General features: G+C 57.6%; 16 protein-coding genes. 11 read left to right on the top strand and 5 right to left on the bottom strand.

The window, feature by feature from the left end:
* Nucleotides 1-78: 78 nt before the first annotated feature.
* Entirely contained in the window at nt 79-2,250 is a 2,172-nt protein-coding gene (zntA, locus tag AC3WOK_RS22165; RefSeq protein ID WP_492355118.1) for a Zn(II)/Cd(II)/Pb(II) translocating P-type ATPase ZntA, read from the bottom strand.
* 77 nt (nt 2,251-2,327) lie between these two features.
* Entirely contained in the window at nt 2,328-2,954 is a 627-nt protein-coding gene (locus AC3WOK_RS22160) for a lysoplasmalogenase (RefSeq protein ID WP_045909154.1), read from the bottom strand.
* A 129-nt stretch (nt 2,955-3,083) separates the two neighbouring features.
* Between AC3WOK_RS22160 and AC3WOK_RS22155 the strand changes: the two genes are divergently transcribed.
* Nucleotides 3,084-3,440 carry a DUF2500 domain-containing protein gene (locus tag AC3WOK_RS22155; protein ID WP_492355117.1) on the top strand — a complete coding sequence of 119 codons (357 nt, stop codon included), beginning with the start codon at nt 3,084-3,086 and terminating at the stop codon, nt 3,438-3,440.
* 60 nt (nt 3,441-3,500) lie between these two features.
* On the opposite strand, the gene AC3WOK_RS22150 is transcribed toward AC3WOK_RS22155, so the two are convergent.
* Nucleotides 3,501-3,782 (bottom strand): DUF1145 family protein, encoded by a 282-nt coding sequence (locus AC3WOK_RS22150; RefSeq protein ID WP_010436509.1) that lies wholly within the window; start codon nt 3,780-3,782, stop codon nt 3,501-3,503.
* Entirely contained in the window at nt 3,766-4,368 is a 603-nt protein-coding gene (gene rsmD / locus AC3WOK_RS22145; RefSeq protein WP_047345619.1) for a 16S rRNA (guanine(966)-N(2))-methyltransferase, read from the bottom strand. Before rsmD ends, AC3WOK_RS22150 begins: the two co-directional genes overlap by 17 nt.
* Nucleotides 4,369-4,495: 127 nt before the next feature.
* On the opposite strand from rsmD, the gene ftsY reads away from it, so the two are divergent.
* From ftsY to livJ, 6 genes are all read left to right on the top strand, one after another.
* On the top strand, nt 4,496-5,962 hold the full coding sequence (ftsY, locus tag AC3WOK_RS22140; protein WP_447854948.1) for a signal recognition particle-docking protein FtsY: 1,467 nt from the start codon (nt 4,496-4,498) through the stop codon (nt 5,960-5,962).
* A 2-nt stretch (nt 5,963-5,964) separates the two neighbouring features.
* Entirely contained in the window at nt 5,965-6,630 is a 666-nt protein-coding gene (gene ftsE / locus AC3WOK_RS22135) for a cell division ATP-binding protein FtsE (RefSeq protein WP_025758973.1), read from the top strand.
* On the top strand, nt 6,623-7,678 hold the full coding sequence (gene ftsX, locus AC3WOK_RS22130; RefSeq protein WP_023326488.1) for a permease-like cell division protein FtsX: 1,056 nt from the start codon (nt 6,623-6,625) through the stop codon (nt 7,676-7,678). Before ftsE ends, ftsX begins: the two co-directional genes overlap by 8 nt.
* A 251-nt stretch (nt 7,679-7,929) precedes the next feature.
* Nucleotides 7,930-8,787 carry an RNA polymerase sigma factor RpoH gene (gene rpoH / locus AC3WOK_RS22125; protein WP_010436497.1) on the top strand — a complete coding sequence of 286 codons (858 nt, stop codon included), beginning with the start codon at nt 7,930-7,932 and terminating at the stop codon, nt 8,785-8,787.
* A gap of 135 nt (nt 8,788-8,922) precedes the next feature.
* A complete protein-coding gene (locus AC3WOK_RS22120; RefSeq protein ID WP_059312956.1) occupies nt 8,923-10,188 on the top strand; it encodes a 4-aminobutyrate--2-oxoglutarate transaminase in 1,266 nt (421 codons plus the stop codon).
* A gap of 197 nt (nt 10,189-10,385) precedes the next feature.
* Nucleotides 10,386-11,486, top strand: a complete 1,101-nt coding sequence (gene livJ / locus AC3WOK_RS22115; protein ID WP_072250764.1) for a branched chain amino acid ABC transporter substrate-binding protein LivJ — start codon at nt 10,386-10,388, stop codon at nt 11,484-11,486.
* 104 nt (nt 11,487-11,590) lie between these two features.
* Here the strand turns inward: livJ and panM are convergent, their stop codons facing one another.
* The gene (gene panM / locus AC3WOK_RS22110) at nt 11,591-11,980 is read right to left on the bottom strand and encodes an aspartate 1-decarboxylase autocleavage activator PanM (RefSeq protein ID WP_047345615.1); all 390 of its coding nucleotides are present in this window, start codon (nt 11,978-11,980) and stop codon (nt 11,591-11,593) included.
* Between the two features lie 424 nt (nt 11,981-12,404).
* Here panM and livK point away from each other — a divergent pair, with 424 nt between their 5' ends.
* From livK to livG, 4 genes are read left to right on the top strand one after another with little or no spacing between them, the layout of a single operon-like run.
* Nucleotides 12,405-13,514: a high-affinity branched-chain amino acid ABC transporter substrate-binding protein LivK gene (gene livK, locus AC3WOK_RS22105; RefSeq protein ID WP_008500098.1), complete on the top strand. Its 1,110-nt coding sequence runs from the start codon at nt 12,405-12,407 to the stop codon at nt 13,512-13,514.
* Nucleotides 13,515-13,560: 46 nt separating this feature from the next.
* On the top strand, nt 13,561-14,487 hold the full coding sequence (livH, locus tag AC3WOK_RS22100) for a high-affinity branched-chain amino acid ABC transporter permease LivH (protein WP_013099131.1): 927 nt from the start codon (nt 13,561-13,563) through the stop codon (nt 14,485-14,487).
* Nucleotides 14,484-15,761 (top strand): branched chain amino acid ABC transporter permease LivM, encoded by a 1,278-nt coding sequence (gene livM, locus AC3WOK_RS22095; RefSeq protein WP_047345614.1) that lies wholly within the window; start codon nt 14,484-14,486, stop codon nt 15,759-15,761. The genes livH and livM overlap by 4 nt, the downstream gene beginning before the upstream one ends.
* Nucleotides 15,758-16,525, top strand: coding sequence for a high-affinity branched-chain amino acid ABC transporter ATP-binding protein LivG (gene livG, locus AC3WOK_RS22090; RefSeq protein ID WP_008500101.1), 768 nt, complete (start codon nt 15,758-15,760; stop codon nt 16,523-16,525). Before livM ends, livG begins: the two co-directional genes overlap by 4 nt.

The raw sequence follows: 16,525 nt of genomic DNA, 5'->3' as shown, positions 1-16,525 counted from the left end.
TGGCGGCTTCGCCTTACCCGACCTACGCGTTAGCAGAAAATGCAGGCCCGGTAAGCGTTAGCGCCACCGGGCTTTTTTTTACCGGCGACGCAGCAGCCGAAGCGCGTTCGCCGTAACCAGCACCGTTGCCCCGGTATCCGCCAGCACCGCCAGCCACAGCCCGGTCATGCCCAGCAGCGTAGTCACCAGGAAAATCCCCTTCAGCCCCAGCGCGATGCCGATGTTCTGCCGGATATTGGCCCGCGTCGCGCGCGCAAGCGCGATGGTCTGCGCCAGCCCCGTCAGACGGTTATGCGTTAATGCCGCGTCGGCGGTCTCCAGCGCTACGTCGGTACCGCTGCCCATCGCAATGCCAATGGTGGACGCCTTCATGGCTGGCGCATCGTTAATCCCGTCGCCGACCATCGCCAGCGGGGCGTGCCTGTTCAATTCCGTCACCGCGCTGACCTTGTCCGCAGGCAACAATCCGGCTTTAAACTCGAGCCCCAGTTCGCCGGCAATGGCCGCCGCCGCGCGAGGGTTATCCCCGGTTAAAATCACACCCTGCACCCCCAACTGATGCAGCGCCGCTACGGCCTCTTTTGCATCCTCACGCAGGGTATCGCGCAGCGCCAGAATGCCTTTCATAATGCCGTCCTGCATGACGGCAACAACCGTCTGCCCGGCCTTCTCTAACGCCTCGACCTGTGGATCGGCGGCGTGGCCCGCCGCGACAATCAGCACATTTTTGCCTTCGACGCTGGCCTCAATCCCTGACCCTACCAGCGCTCGCTGCGCCGTCGCCGCCGGGATCGCTAACCCTCTCGCCTGCGCTTCACGCACGATCGCCAGCGCCAGCGGGTGGGTTGACCCCTGTTCGACGGCGGCGGCCAGCGTCAGCAGGTCATTTTCACTGATATCCTGCGGATAAACGCCGGTCACCTGCGGCTTGCCGACGGTCAACGTGCCGGTTTTATCGAAGGCGATGTGCTGGACCTGGCTCAGCTGCTCCAGCGCCGCTCCGCCCTTAATCAGCGCGCCGCGACGTGCCGCTGCCGCCAGCCCGGACGTAATGGCCGCCGGGGTAGAGATGACCAGCGCGCACGGGCAGCCAATCAGCAGCAGCGTCAGCCCTTTATAAATCCAGCCCTCCCACGGCGCGCCGAAGAAAAGCGGCGGCACGACGGTAACCAGCAGGGCAACCAGCATAATGGCGGGCGTGTAGATCCGGCTGAAGCGGTCAATAAAGCGTTCAACCGGCGCGCGGCGTTCTTCGGCCTCTTCAATCAGCTTCAGGATGCGGTCAATGGCGCTGTCGCCCGGTTCGGACAGGACCTTAAGCTGCACCAGACGGTCGACGCTGGTGGCGCCCGCAGGCACTTTTTCGCCCACCGCGCGCTCTACCGGAATGGATTCCCCGGTGAGGGCGCTTTCGTCGAAGCTTGCCGTGGCGGTGAGCAACTCACCGTCCGCGGGCAGCCGCCCCCCTGCGGACACTTCAATCACGTCGCCCGGGCGGAGCGTATTGATGGCGACCGTTTCACGCGTGCCGTTTACCACGCGCGTGGCGGTTTCCGGTTTTAGGGCCATTAACGCGCTGACCCCTTTACGCGCGCGGCTGGCAGCCCAGCCCTCAAGGCGTTCACCGATTAAAAACAGCAGCAGCACCATCGCCGCTTCTGCCGTTGCGCCAATAAACAGCGCGCCGATGGCGGCCACGCTCATCAGCGTTTCGATGGCGAACCAGCTGCCGCTTTTCATCAGACGCAGCGCCTGTCGGGCAATCGGGAACAGACCGACCAGGGTGGTGGCGATAAACGCCAGATTGCCGAACGGGTGGTTAATCTGTTCCAGCCCCCAGCTCAGGGCCATCATGATGATGAGGGTGATAAGCGGCAGATTTTCTTGCAGGGATGACGTTTTTTCCGCGGGCGCGGTTTCGCTGCGCAGGCTGTAGCCCGCCTTGCTCACTGCGGCTTCCACCTGTTTGCTGACGTCGTTATCGGCGCTGACCAGCAGCTTTTCGGTGGCAAACAGCACCTGTACGTGACTGACGCCCGGCACCTGTTTTACCGCATTTTCAACTTTACGGGCGCAGGCCGCGCAGTCCATACCGTTGACCACCCAGATGTAGCGGCTGCCGCTTTCAGGAAGCGGTTGAGTTTGCGTTTCGCACGCGCCTTCGCAGCAGCAGTCGTCTTTGGACGGAACCGGGCTGAGCTTAAGTGCCGAGAATTGAGGAACTTTTTTGGGTGTTTCTGGAGTCGACATGGCAGTCTCCGGTTAATGATAATTTTCTCATTAACTGAAGCATACACTCTGGAGTCGACTCCAGAGTCAAGCGTTATTTAGATATACAGCGAACGCACAATCAGGAAGTGCCCGGCGAAGTAACAGGCCGCGGCGATCGCGTTATCCGCCCGGAAACGGCGGCGATAATGGCTGCCCAGCCACACGATATTCCCGATCAACAGCAGCGCTGCACCGAAGAATGCGGACATCGCCGGGGCCGTTGGGCGGAAGAACCACAGTTCACCTGCCAGCCATACCATCACCAGCGTCATGGCAATAAACGTGCAGACCGGCAACCGCATCTCTTCCAGACGAGACCAGATCACCGCAATCAGCAGGGCGCCAATCACCAGCAGCACCAGCGGCAGCGGCCAGAAGAACGAGAGCGTCATCTGGCTGGCGAAGTAGATCGTATACAGCAGATGCGACAGGAAAAATGCCCCTACGGCATACAGCAGACGCTGGCGCGGCAGCAGGGTCAGGGCATCGCCAATCAGAGATGCGCACAGCCCGGCGAGGACCAGGTAGCTTACGGCGTTAAACATCGGCGCTTGCCAGGCAAGCAGCAGGAGCAGCAGTAGCGTGACGGGTTTAAACAGCCAGCGCTGCCAGGTGGGACCGCGGTACGACGCATCGACGTAAAGCCATGCGGAAAAACAGACAGCGATAAATGACCAAAGCATATTAACTCCCTGTATCTGTTAAGTCTGAATAATCAGTTTCTGATCCAGTGTAGTGACGCGAGCGGGCGTTTGGCAATGGCGGGGAAGGCAAGGTATCCTGATTTCCGCATAATCTTATGGGATTTTAGAATGAGCAAGATGCCGCTGTTTTTCATTATCGTGGTGGCGATTATCGTCATTGCCGCTTCGTTCCGTTTCGTGCAGCAGCGCCGCGAGAGAGCGGATAACGATGCCGCGCCGCTGATGCAAAAGCGCGTAGTGGTGACGAACAAACGTGAGAAACCGCTCAACGACCGCCGCTCGCGCCAGCAGCAGGTGACGCCTGCGGGCACAGCAATGCGCTATGAAGCGAGCTTTAAGCCGGAAACGGGCGGCCTGGAGATGACCTTCCGCCTGGAAGCGCAGCAGTACCATCAGCTGACGGTGGGGGAGAAAGGGACGCTCAGTTACAAAGGATCGCGGTTTGAAGGGTTCAGGGCGGAATAATGCACGAACGGTTCCCTCTCCCTGCGGGAGAGGGTTAGGGTAAGGGCATCAGGCCGCACCTTACTTCTTCACCTGCGCCTTAAACTTTTTCATCCACACCAGCAGTTCAAACACGCCGAAAATAAAGACGCGAAGCTGCTGCCAGCCCGTCATCTGCGGGCCGTCTTTAGGCAGACCGTTTTTCAGCATCACCATCTGCAGGGCGTGCATGAACGACGTGAAAATCAGCGCGACGTTAACAAAAATATTCATCGGACGCGGGAACGGGTGCACCAGGTTGAGAATTAAAAACGCCCAGACGCCCAGCATCAACAAACGTCCCAGATTAATCAGTACCGGCATCGGATTCTCCTTGAGCCTGACGGTGATACAGACGATAAGCGACCTGACCTGCGACTTTTTCGCGGTGCAGATCCCAGTGAGCGGGAACCGGCGGCAGACCGTTTTCCACTTCGCTTTCAACGTAAATCAATGCGTCATCCGCCAGCCAGCCATTCTGCTCCAGCAGGGAAAGCGTCTCTTCCAGCAGACCCTTGCGGAACGGCGGATCGACAAACACCACGTTATGCGGCGTGCCCTTCTGTGCAAGAAAACTCAGGGTGTTGGTGTTCACGACTTTTGCGTTGCCCGCTTTCAGCGTCGCCAGATTTTGCTGCAGCGTCTGCGCTACGCCGCGCTCCATCTCCAGCAGGGTGGCGCTGGCGGCATAGCGCGACAGCGCTTCCAGCCCGAGCGCGCCGCTTCCGGCGAAGCAGTCGAGGCAGTGGGCGTCTACCATTGACGGGGCCAGCCAGTTAAACAGCGTTTCGCGCACGCGGTCGGTGGTAGGGCGCAAACCGGGGCTGTCCGGCACCGGTAATTTCCGGCCTCGCCACTGACCGCCGATAATACGAATTTGACCGGCCGGGGCGCGGTTGGGTTTCTTCATCTCAGGAAAGCTCTGTTAACAATTGGCCTGCGATTGCGGGCGGTGATGTCAATTAAGTAAAGTGTTAGACTATTTCATCATTTTTTTAGCTTCCATGTATATAGCGCCGCGAGGAGTGTAGTCGCAGATGGCAAAACAAAAAAAACGTGGCTTCTTTTCCTGGCTGGGCTTCGGTGAAAAAGAGCAAGAAACAGAACAGAAAACCGAAGAGCAACAAGCCGTTGAAGAGCAGTCGCAGCCTGAAACGCCTGTAGAAACCGCCGCGGTTGTCGAAGCGGAAGAGACGGCGCACAGCAAAGAAGAGATTGAAACCTTTGCTGAAGAGGTGGTTGAGATCACTGAACAGGTTCAGGAGAGCGACAAGCCAGAACCGGTTGTGGTTGAAGAGATCCCCGAAGCGCCGCAGGCCGTTATCGAACGTGAAGAGCTGCCGCTGCCGGAAGAGGTGAACGCCGACGCGGTTTCTGCCGAAGAGTGGCAGGCCGAAGCGGAAACCGTTGAAATTGTTGAAGCGGTGGAAGAAGAAGCGGCACTTGAGCCAGAGCTGACCGACGAAGAGCTGGAAGCCCAGGCGCTGGCGGCGGAAGCGGCTGAAGAAGCGGTTATCGTCGTGCCGGTGGAAGAGCCAGAGCAGACCGAAGAAGAGATCGTTCAGGAACAGGAAAAACCGACCAAAGAAGGTTTCTTCGCCCGCCTGAAGCGCAGCCTGCTTAAAACCAAAGAAAACTTAGGTTCCGGATTTATCAGTCTTTTCCGCGGCAAGAAGATCGACGACGATCTGTTTGAAGAGCTGGAAGAGCAGCTGCTGATTGCGGACGTCGGCGTGGAAACCACCCGGAAGATCATCGCCAACCTGACCGAAGGGGCGAGCCGCAAGCAGTTGCGCGACGCCGAGGCGCTGTACGGCCTGCTGAAAGACGAGATGGGCGAAATTCTCGCAAAAGTTGACGAACCGCTTAATATTGAAGGCAAAACGCCATTTGTTATTCTGATGGTCGGCGTGAACGGCGTGGGTAAAACCACCACCATCGGCAAGCTGGCGCGTCAGTTCGAGCAGCAGGGCAAATCGGTGATGCTGGCGGCGGGCGATACCTTCCGTGCGGCGGCGGTTGAGCAGCTCCAGGTGTGGGGCCAGCGCAACAACATTCCGGTGATTGCCCAGCATACCGGCGCGGATTCCGCGTCAGTTATCTTCGACGCCATCCAGGCCGCGAAGGCGCGCAACGTGGACGTGCTGATTGCCGATACCGCAGGGCGTTTGCAGAACAAATCGCACCTGATGGAAGAGTTGAAGAAAATCGTTCGCGTCATGAAGAAGCTGGACGAAGACGCGCCGCATGAAATTATGCTGACCATTGATGCCAGCACCGGACAGAACGCCATCAGCCAGGCGAAGCTGTTCAATGAAGCGGTAGGACTGACGGGTATCGCGCTGACCAAACTGGACGGTACCGCGAAAGGCGGGGTGATCTTCTCCGTGGCCGACCAGTTCGGCATTCCTATCCGTTACATCGGTGTGGGCGAGCGTATTGAGGATTTACGTCCGTTTAAAGCGGACGACTTTATTGAGGCATTATTTGCCCGAGAGGACTAACAATGATTCGCTTTGAACACGTCAGCAAGGCCTATCTCGGTGGGAGACAAGCGCTGCAGGGGGTGACATTTCACCTGCAGCCGGGCGAGATGGCATTCCTGACCGGCCATTCCGGCGCGGGGAAAAGTACCCTGCTCAAGCTTATCTGTGGGATTGAGCGGCCAAGCGCCGGGAAAATCTTTTTCGGCGGCCATGAGATCAGCCGCCTGAAAAACCGCGAAGTGCCGTTCCTGCGTCGTCAGATCGGCATGATTTTCCAGGACCACCACCTGCTGATGGATCGCACCGTTTTCGATAACGTGGCCATTCCGCTGATTATTGCCGGCGCCAGCTACGATGATATCCGCCGCCGCGTCTCTGCGGCGCTGGATAAGGTCGGGCTGCTGGACAAAGCGAAGAACTTCCCGATCCAGCTCTCCGGCGGTGAACAGCAGCGCGTGGGCATTGCCCGTGCGGTGGTGAATAAGCCTGCGGTGCTGCTGGCGGATGAACCGACCGGTAACCTGGACGATGCCCTGTCAGAAGGGATTTTGCGTCTGTTTGAGGAGTTTAACCGCGTGGGGGTCACCGTACTGATGGCGACGCACGACATCGGGCTCATTTCCCGTCGTTCGTACCGCATGCTGACCCTGAGCGACGGTCATTTGCACGGAGGCCACGGTGAATAAGCGTGATGCAATAAACCAGATTCGGCAGTTCGGGAACCGGTTTGACCGCTTCCGTAAGCCGCAGGGCGGCGGTGACGGCAATCGTAATGCGCCGAAGCGCCAGAAGGCTGCGCCAAAGCCGGCCTCCCGCAAAACCAACGTGTTTAACGAGCAGGTGCGCTACGCGTTCCACGGCGCCCTGCAGGACCTGAAAAGCAAACCGCTGGCGACGTTCCTGACGGTGATGGTGATTGCCATCTCCCTCACGCTGCCAAGCGTCTGCTATATGGTCTATAAAAACGTCAACCAGGCGGCCTCGCAGTATTATCCGTCCCCGCAGATCACGGTCTATCTGGATAAAGCGCTCGACGATAACGCCGCGGCGCAGGTGGTCGGGCAAATTCAGGCCGAGCAGGGCGTGGAGAAGGTTAATTATCTCTCACGTGAAGACGCGCTGGGCGAGTTCCGTAACTGGTCAGGCTTTGGCGGTGCGCTGGATATGCTCGAAGAGAACCCGCTGCCCGCCGTGGCGGTGGTGATCCCGAAGCTGGATTTCCAGGGGACCGATTCGCTTAACACTCTGCGCGATCGCATCACACGCATTAAAGGCATTGATGAAGTGCGCATGGATGACAGCTGGTTCGCACGCCTTGCGGCCCTGACCGGGCTGGTAGGACGCGTCGCGGCGATGATTGGCGTGCTGATGGTGGCGGCGGTCTTCCTCGTCATCGGTAACAGCGTGCGCCTGAGCATCTTCGCCCGTCGCGATACCATCAACGTGCAAAAGCTGATTGGCGCGACGGATGGCTTCATCCTTCGACCGTTCCTCTACGGCGGTGCATTGCTCGGTTTTTCCGGCGCATTTCTTTCACTGATATTGTCAGAAATTTTGGTGATGCGGCTTTCGTCTGCCGTAACTGAAGTGGCGCAGGTTTTCGGAACGAAGTTTGATATCAGCGGCTTAGGGTTCGATGAGTGCCTGTTACTGCTGCTGGTTTGCTCAATGATTGGGTGGGTGGCAGCCTGGCTGGCAACCGTTCAACATTTACGTCACTTTACTCCCGACTAATAAAAGCGTGATATAATCTTTCCCTGCACCGAGATGTTCGCTCTGCAGGGAAAGCGTCCCTGTTGTCTCTTCCCCTGTTATCATCTCCATGTCACAATTTGTGCGTAATTTATTCACCGTTGCACCTGGAACTTGTGGATAAAATCACTGTCTGATAAAAGAGTGAATGCTAATCTCGTTGCTCAAACGCTTTGGCATGGCTGTTGCCTGACGGGGACAGCCTGGACCAGAAGAAACATTGAGAGGAATGAATGACCAAAGAAATGCAAACTTTAGCTTTAGCCCCTGTTGGTAACCTGGAATCTTACATCCGGGCTGCGAACACCTGGCCGATGTTGACGGCTGAGGAAGAAAAGGAGCTTGCTGAAAAGCTGCATTACCAGGGCGATCTGGAAGCAGCTAAGACGCTGATCCTGTCTCACCTGCGCTTTGTTGTTCACGTTGCTCGCAACTACTCGGGCTACGGCCTGCCGCAGGCGGACTTGATTCAGGAAGGTAACATCGGCCTGATGAAGGCTGTACGTCGCTTTAACCCGGAAGTGGGTGTGCGACTGGTCTCTTTCGCCGTGCACTGGATCAAAGCAGAAATTCATGAATACGTGCTGCGTAACTGGCGTATTGTGAAAGTTGCCACGACAAAAGCGCAACGCAAACTGTTCTTCAACCTGCGTAAAACCAAGCAGCGTCTGGGCTGGTTCAATCAGGATGAAGTCGAAATGGTGGCGCGCGAGCTGGGCGTATCCAGCAAAGACGTTCGTGAGATGGAATCCCGTATGGCCGCGCAGGACATGACCTTTGACATGTCTTCCGACGACGACGCATCCGACAGCCAGCCGATGGCCCCGGTCCTGTACCTGCAGGATAAGACTTCTAACTTTGCTGATGGCATTGAAGAAGATAACTGGGAAGACCAGGCGGCGAACAAGCTGACCTTTGCGATGGAAGGCCTCGACGAGCGTAGCCAGGACATCATCCGTGCCCGCTGGCTGGACGAAGATAACAAGTCCACGCTGCAGGAGCTGGCCGACCGCTACGGCGTTTCTGCGGAACGTGTCCGTCAGCTTGAAAAGAACGCGATGAAAAAACTTCGCGCCGCTATCGAAGCGTAATTTCCGCGAAGTCCCCGATAACCCTCGAATGCAAATTCGGGGGTTTTGTTTTTTTATCTCCCGCTCTGGCGAATTCCCTCCCCCTGGCAAACACTTACAGATGCGCTAAGCAGGTGAATTTCTCAGGGGGACAGGGTGAAAAATAACGAACTGCACGACCGGCGTTTACAGGCGACGCCGCGCGGCATCGGCGTGATGTGTAACTTCTATGCCGATAAAGCCGAAAACGCCACGGTGTGGGACGTCGAGGGTAACGAGTACATCGACTTCGCCGCGGGGATCGCGGTCCTGAATACCGGCCATCGCCATCCAAAAATCATTTCCGCTATCGAAAAACAACTCCACGCCTTTACCCATACGGCCTACCAGATTGTGCCGTACGAAGGCTATGTGTCGCTTGCCGAACGCCTCAACGCACGCGTGCCAATTGACGGCCCGGCGAAAACGGCATTCTTCTCTACGGGCGCAGAGGCGGTCGAAAACGCCGTAAAAATTGCCCGCGCCTTTACCAAACGTCCTGGCCTTATCACCTTCGGCGGCGCGTTCCACGGCCGCACCTTTATGACCATGGCGCTGACCGGCAAAGTCGCGCCGTACAAGCTTGGCTTCGGTCCCTTCCCCGGCTCGGTGTATCACGCCCAGTACCCGAATGAACTGCACGGCGTCAGCACGGCGGAAGCGCTAAAGAGCCTGGAGCGCATCTTTAAGGCGGATATTGCGCCTGACCAGGTCGCGGCGATTATTCTCGAACCGGTTCAGGGAGAGGGCGGGTTTAACATCGCCCCTGCTGATTTTATGCAGGCGCTGCGCGCCCAGTGCGATACCCACGGTATTTTGCTTATTGCCGACGAAGTGCAAAGCGGTTTCGCCCGCACCGGCAAGCTGTTCTCGATGGAAAACCACTGTGTGAAGCCGGACCTTATCACCATGGCGAAAAGCCTGGCGGGTGGGATGCCGCTTTCGGCGGTGTCGGGCCGTGCAGAGGTGATGGACGCCCCTGCACCGGGCGGGCTGGGCGGCACCTACGCGGGTAACCCGCTGGCGATTGCGGCCGCGCACGCCGTGCTGGACGTGATTGATGAAGAGGATCTCTGTACGCGCTCGGCGCACCTTGGGCATCACCTGGTGGAAGTGCTGAACAAAGCGAAGGAACACTGCCCGTATATCGCTGATATTCGCGCGCAGGGCTCGATGGTGGCGGTGGAGTTTAACGACCCGCAGACGGGGCACCCTTCGCCGGAATTTACCCGGCAGGTACAGGATCGCGCGTTGCAGGAAGGTTTGCTGCTGCTGAGCTGCGGCGTCTACGGCAACGTTATTCGTTTCCTCTATCCGCTGACTATCCCCGAAGCGCAGTTCCGTCAGGCGCTGGACATTATCTCCGCGTCGCTGACACGTTAAAGCCACACGCCCGGCGGAAATTCCTGCCGGGCTTATCATATATTCATTTCAAATTAGCTATTCCAAAATAATAAAAATCGGGTATGTTTTAGCAGAGTATGCTGAAAAAGCGCGAACAGCACACCTATAACTGAAATAAAGCGCTGCACAACAACATCACAACAATCGTAATAACCATAATAATGGGGAATCTCAGGATGAACATGAAGGGTAAAGCGTTACTGGCAGGATGTATCGCGTTGGCATTCAGCACCATGGCTCAGGCAGACATCAAAGTGGCTGTTGTTGGCGCAATGTCCGGTCCGGTAGCGCAGTACGGCGACCAGGAGTTTACCGGCGCAGAACAGGCGGTTGCAGACATTAATGCTAAGGGCGGTATCAAAGGCGAAAAGCTGCAGATCGTAAAATATGATGATGCCTGTGACCCGAAACAAGCGGTCGCGGTCGCGAACAAAGTGGTGAACGACGGAATCAAATACGTTATCGGTCACCTGTGCTCTTCCTCTACTCAGCCAGCGTCTGACATCTACGAAGACGAAGGTATTCTGATGATCACCCCGGCAGCGACCGCACCGGAGTTGACGGCGCGCGGCTATAAGCTGACCCTGCGCACCACCGGTCTGGACTCTGACCAGGGCCCAACCGCGGCTAAATACATTGTTGAAAAAGTGAAGCCGAAGCGCATCGCCATCGTTCACGACAAGCAGCAGTACGGTGAAGGCCTGGCGCGTTCGGTGCAGGACAACCTCAAAAAAGCGAAGGCTGATATCGTGTTCTTCGACGGGATCACCGCCGGTGAGAAAGACTTCTCCACGCTGGTGGCGCGCCTGAAGAAAGAGAATATTGATTTCGTTTACTACGGCGGTTATCACCCGGAAATGGGCCAGATCCTGCGTCAGGCGCGTGCTGCGGGCCTGAAAACCCAGTTTATGGGGCCGGAAGGTGTGGCGAACGTTTCCCTGTCTAACATCGCGGGTGAGTCTGCGGAAGGCCTGCTGGTGACCAAGCCGAAGAACTACGACCAGGTGCCTGCAAACAAACCTATCGTAGATGCCATCAAGGCGAAGAAACAGGATCCAAGCGGTGCGTTCGTCTGGACAACCTACGCTGCGCTGCAGTCTCTGCAGGCGGGTCTGAACCAGTCAGCCGATCCGGCTGAGATTGCCACCTGGCTGAAAGCGAATACCGTCGAGACCGTCATGGGGCCACTTTCCTGGGATGCGAAGGGCGACCTGAAGGGCTTCGAGTTTGGCGTGTTTGACTGGCATGCCAACGGTACTGCTACTGACGCAAAATAAACGCAAATGGCAACCGTAAGGTTGCCATTTTAGTGTTTGCACCCTCTCCCCGTGGGAGAGGGCTGGGGTGAGGGCATCAGGCCGCACAGATCAGGCAGCACACGTCAACTCTGGCGCTTCTCCCACCCGCTCTCCTGCGCCGTAAACCCTAACGCCTGCATAAACGCCGCCATCACGCCGCGGTCTTCCACGCCCACGTCTGCCATCCACCAGGAGGTCACGCTCGGGTTTTCACGGATTACTTCTTCAATTAAATACTGGCCCACGCCGCGCCGACGGGTGACGTCACGCACGCGCAGCGAGTCCAGCGCTCCTTCTGTGCCGCTCAGGGTCACGCGAACCGCAGCCAGCAGGCGCTCGTTAAAACGCGCGGCATAAATGCGGTGGGTCTCATCGACGCGAAGCGACGAAGGGGAATATTCCGGCCAGATTTTGCCCAGGTCGATATGATCCTGGTCGCTAAAGGTCACCAGACGCACGATAGTCAGTTTCATTAGCTACTTGTCCAAATCAAATTGAGTAAGGGCAGTGTACTCAATTTATCCACTCAGCGGCTTCCTCTTTTTATTCCCATTCGCCAGGTGATTAGTTTTTTGACAACGCAATGGGCAGTTTGAAAACACACGGATCGAAAAATAAGCAGAATTTTAACCTGAATGGTAGTGATTTATTCGGCGCTTTGTACCGTTATTTTATGCTGCAAACTGCACTTTTATTTGTTTATCTCTGCCTGATTTCAGAATATTATCTTTGCTTAATCGCCTGAAAAATAGAGATTTTAGTCTGGTTTTTGATAAAAAACTGCGCTAAACCATTAAAGGCACTGGTAAAAATAGCGTTGTTCATTAAAAGTACAGAATGCTTTTTAACCATAATAAAACAAAATATAAACACGACATCACGAATGGGGATTCAGAGATGAAAAGGAACGCGAAGACGTTAATCGCGGGGATGGTCGCACTGTCGATCTCGCATGCCGCTATGGCGGAGGACATTAAAGTTGCGGTAGTGGGTGCAATGTCCGGCCCTGTTGCCCAGTGGGGTGACATGGAGTTCAACGGCGCGCGCCAGGCCATCAAAGACATCAATGCTAAAGGCGGCATCAAAGGCGACAAGCTGGTGGGCGTGGAATATGACGACGCCTGCGATCCTAAACAGGCCGTCGCGGTCGCCAACAAAATCGTTAACGATGGCATCCAGTACGTAATCGGCCACCTGTGCTCATCCTCCACCCAGCCCGCGTCTGATATCTACGAAGACGAAGGCATTCTGATGATCACTCCGGGCGCCACCAATCCGGAGCTGACCCAGCGCGGCTACCAGCACATTATGCGTACCGCCGGTCTGGACTCCTCCCAGGGGCCAACCGCGGCGAAATACATCCTCGAGACGGTTAAACCGCAGCGCATTGCCATCATTCATGACAAACAGCAGTACGGCGAAGGCCTGGCGCGCTCCGTTCAGGACGGCCTGAAAAAAGGCGGCGCGAACATCGTCTTCTTCGACGGCATTACCGCCGGTGAGAAAGACTTCTCCGCGCTGATCGCCCGTCTGCAAAAAGAGAATATCGACTTCGTTTACTACGGCGGCTACTACCCGGAAATGGGGCAGATGCTGCGCCAGGCGCGCGCGACCGGCCTGAAAACCCAGTTTATGGGGCCTGAGGGCGTGGGTAACGCCTCCCTGTCAAACATCGCCGGGGATTCTGCCGAAGGCATGCTGGTGACGATGCCAAAACGCTATGACCAGGATCCGGCCAACAAGGCTATCGTTGATGCGCTCAAGGCGCAGAAGAAGGATCCGAGCGGTCCGTACGTCTGGATCACCTACGCGGCCGTACAGTCTCTGGCCACCGCGCTGGACCGTACCGGCAGCAAAGAACCGCTGGATCTGGTGAAAGATTTAAAAGCACACGGGGCGAACACCGTGATTGGGCCGCTGAACTGGGATGAGAAAGGCGATCTGAAGGGATTTGAGTTTGGTGTCTTTAAGTGGCACGCCGACGGTTCGTCCTCGGCCGCCAAATAATTATCCCACCGCCCGGACTGACGGGCGGGTATAAAAAGGTTTGCATATGTCCGAGCAGTTTCTCTATTTCCTGCAGCAGATGTTTAACGGCGTCACGCTGGGAAGCACCTACGCGCTGATTGCCATCGGCTATACGATGGTTTACGGCATTATCGGCATGATTAACTTCGCCCACGGCGAGGTTTACATGATCGGTAGCTATGTCTCCTTTATGATCATCGCCGCGCTGATGATGATGGGCATCGACAGCAGCTGGCTGCTGGTCGCCGCCGGATTTGTCGGCGCGATTGTGATTGCCAGCGCCTACGGCTGGAGCATCGAGCGCGTGGCCTACCGGCCGGTGCGCAGCTCCAAGCGCCTGATTGCGCTCATCTCCGCGATTGGTATGTCCATCTTCCTGCAAAACTACGTCAGCCTGACCGAAGGCTCGCGCGACGTGGCGCTGCCAAGCCTGTTTAACGGCCAGTGGATTGTGGGGGCCAGCGAAAACTTCTCTGCCTCTATCACCACCATGCAGCTGGTTATCTGGGTGGTGACCTTTATTGCGATGCTCGCCCTGACCCTGTTCATTCGCTACTCCCGCATGGGGCGTGCCTGCCGCGCCTGCGCGGAAGACCTGAAGATGGCGAGTCTGCTCGGCATTAACACCGACCGCGTGATTGCCTTGACCTTCGTGATTGGCGCCGCGATGGCGGCCGTCGCAGGCGTCCTGCTCGGCCAGTTCTACGGCGTGATCAACCCGTACATCGGTTTTATGGCCGGGATGAAAGCCTTCACCGCAGCGGTGCTGGGCGGTATTGGCAGTATTCCGGGCGCGATGATCGGCGGCCTGATCCTGGGCGTGGCGGAAGCGCTCTCTTCGGCGTACCTGAGTACGGAATATAAAGATGTGGTGTCGTTTGCCCTGCTGATTCTGGTTCTGCTGGTAATGCCTACCGGTATTCTGGGCCGTCCGGAGGTAGAGAAAGTATGAAACCGATGCATTTTGCAATGGCGCTGCTCTCTGCCGCCATGTTCTTCGTGCTGGCGGGCGTCTTTATGGGCGTCCAGTTAGGTCTGGACGGCACGAAGCTGGTGGTGGATACCGCCCCCGACATCCGCTGGCAGTGGGTGTTTATCGGCACTGCCGTGGTATTCCTGTTCCAGCTGCTGCGTCCGCTCTTCCAGAAGACGCTGAAAAACGTCTCCGGGCCGAAATTCGTCCTGCCGGCAATCGACGGTTCTACCGTTAAGCAGAAGCTGTTCCTCGTGGCGCTGCTGGTCGCCGCCGTGGCGTGGCCGTTTGTGGTCTCGCGCGGAACCGTAGATATCGCCACCCTGACCATGATCTACGTGATTCTCGGTCTCGGTCTGAACGTGGTGGTGGGGCTGTCTGGCCTGCTGGTGCTGGGCTACGGCGGCTTCTACGCCATCGGCGCCTATACCTTTGCGCTGCTGAACCACTATTACGGCCTCGGCTTCTGGACCTGCCTGCCGCTGGCGGGGCTGGTCTCTGCCGCCGCCGGTTTCCTGCTTGGCTTCCCGGTGCTGCGCCTGCGCGGCGACTACCTGGCGATTGTGACCTTAGGCTTCGGCGAAATCGTCCGTATCCTGCTGCTGAATAATACTGAAGTGACCGGCGGCCCGAACGGCATCAGCCAGATCCCGAAACCGACCTTCTTCGGCCTGGAGTTCAGCCGTACCGCCCGCGAAGGCGGCTGGGACACTTTCAGCAACTTCTTCGGCGTGAAATACGACCCGTCCGACCGCGTGATTTGGCTCTATCTGGTGGCGCTGCTGCTGGTGGTGATTACCCTGTTCGTGATTAACCGCCTGCTGCGCATGCCGCTGGGCCGCGCGTGGGAAGCGCTGCGCGAAGATGAAATCGCCTGCCGCTCGCTGGGCCTGAACCCGACCCGCATCAAGCTGACCGCGTTCACCATTAGCGCCGCGTTTGCCGGTTTCGCCGGGACGCTGTTTGCCGCGCGCCAGGGCTTCGTTAGCCCGGAATCCTTCACCTTTGCCGAATCGGCCTTCGTGCTGGCGATTGTGGTACTCGGCGGGATGGGCTCGCAGTTTGCCGTTATCCTCGCGGCCATCCTGCTGGTGGTCTCGCGCGAGCTGATGCGCGACTTTAACGAATACAGCATGCTGATGCTGGGTGGTTTGATGGTGCTGATGATGATCTGGCGTCCGCAGGGCCTGCTGCCGATGACCCGTCCACAGCTGAAGCTGAAGAACGGGCAAGCGAAAGGAGAGCAGGCATGAGTCAGCCATTATTATCCGTTAACGGCCTGATGATGCGCTTTGGCGGCCTGCTGGCGGTCAACAACGTGAATCTGGATCTGCACAAGAAAGAGATTGTCTCCCTGATTGGCCCGAACGGCGCGGGGAAAACCACGGTCTTCAACTGCCTGACCGGCTTCTACAAGCCGACGGGGGGCACCATCATGCTGCGCGACCAGCATCTTGAAGGATTACCGGGCCAGCAGATTGCCCGCATGGGCGTGGTGCGTACCTTCCAGCACGTGCGTCTGTTCCGCGAGATGACGGTGATTGAGAACCTGCTGGTGGCACAGCATCAGCAGCTGAAAACCGGGCTGTTCTCCGGCCTGCTGAAGACCCCGGCCTTCCGCCGCGCGCAGGATGAAGCGCTCGACCGCGCCGCCACCTGGCTTGACCGAATTGGCCTGCTGCAGCACGCCAACCGTCAGGCGAGCAACCTGGCCTACGGCGACCAGCGTCGCCTTGAAATCGTGCGCTGCATGGTGACGCAGCCGGAGATCCTTATGCTCGACGAACCGGCGGCAGGGCTCAACCCGAAAGAGACTAAAGAGCTGGACGAGCTGATTGCCGAGCTGCGCGACCATCACGACACCACCATTCTGCTGATTGAGCATGACATGAAGCTGGTGATGGGCATTTCTGACCGTATCTACGTGGTCAACCAGGGCACGCCGCTGGCAAACGGCACGCCGGAAGAGATCCGCAACAACCCGGACGTGATCCGCGCATACCTTGGTGAGGCATAA

The organism is Enterobacter sp. FW301-JW81, from assembly GCF_058788735.1.
This window is presented reverse-complemented; position numbering and strand designations above follow the sequence as displayed.

What these genes read in the sequence shown, in the direction of transcription:
- livG (WP_008500101.1), top strand. Translation starts at nt 15,758, where the DNA reads ATGAGTCAGCCATTATTATCCGTTAACGGCCTGATGATGCGCTTTGGC.
- AC3WOK_RS22155 (WP_492355117.1), top strand. Translation starts at nt 3,084, where the DNA reads ATGAGCAAGATGCCGCTGTTTTTCATTATCGTGGTGGCGATTATCGTC.
- livK (WP_008500098.1), top strand. Translation starts at nt 12,405, where the DNA reads ATGAAAAGGAACGCGAAGACGTTAATCGCGGGGATGGTCGCACTGTCG.
- AC3WOK_RS22160 (WP_045909154.1), bottom strand. Translation starts at nt 2,954, where the DNA reads ATGCTTTGGTCATTTATCGCTGTCTGTTTTTCCGCATGGCTTTACGTC.
- livM (WP_047345614.1), top strand. Translation starts at nt 14,484, where the DNA reads ATGAAACCGATGCATTTTGCAATGGCGCTGCTCTCTGCCGCCATGTTC.
- panM (WP_047345615.1), bottom strand. Translation starts at nt 11,980, where the DNA reads ATGAAACTGACTATCGTGCGTCTGGTGACCTTTAGCGACCAGGATCAT.
- rpoH (WP_010436497.1), top strand. Translation starts at nt 7,930, where the DNA reads ATGACCAAAGAAATGCAAACTTTAGCTTTAGCCCCTGTTGGTAACCTG.
- AC3WOK_RS22150 (WP_010436509.1), bottom strand. Translation starts at nt 3,782, where the DNA reads ATGCCGGTACTGATTAATCTGGGACGTTTGTTGATGCTGGGCGTCTGG.
- rsmD (WP_047345619.1), bottom strand. Translation starts at nt 4,368, where the DNA reads ATGAAGAAACCCAACCGCGCCCCGGCCGGTCAAATTCGTATTATCGGC.
- ftsY (WP_447854948.1), top strand. Translation starts at nt 4,496, where the DNA reads ATGGCAAAACAAAAAAAACGTGGCTTCTTTTCCTGGCTGGGCTTCGGT.
- livJ (WP_072250764.1), top strand. Translation starts at nt 10,386, where the DNA reads ATGAACATGAAGGGTAAAGCGTTACTGGCAGGATGTATCGCGTTGGCA.
- zntA (WP_492355118.1), bottom strand. Translation starts at nt 2,250, where the DNA reads ATGTCGACTCCAGAAACACCCAAAAAAGTTCCTCAATTCTCGGCACTT.
- livH (WP_013099131.1), top strand. Translation starts at nt 13,561, where the DNA reads ATGTCCGAGCAGTTTCTCTATTTCCTGCAGCAGATGTTTAACGGCGTC.
- ftsE (WP_025758973.1), top strand. Translation starts at nt 5,965, where the DNA reads ATGATTCGCTTTGAACACGTCAGCAAGGCCTATCTCGGTGGGAGACAA.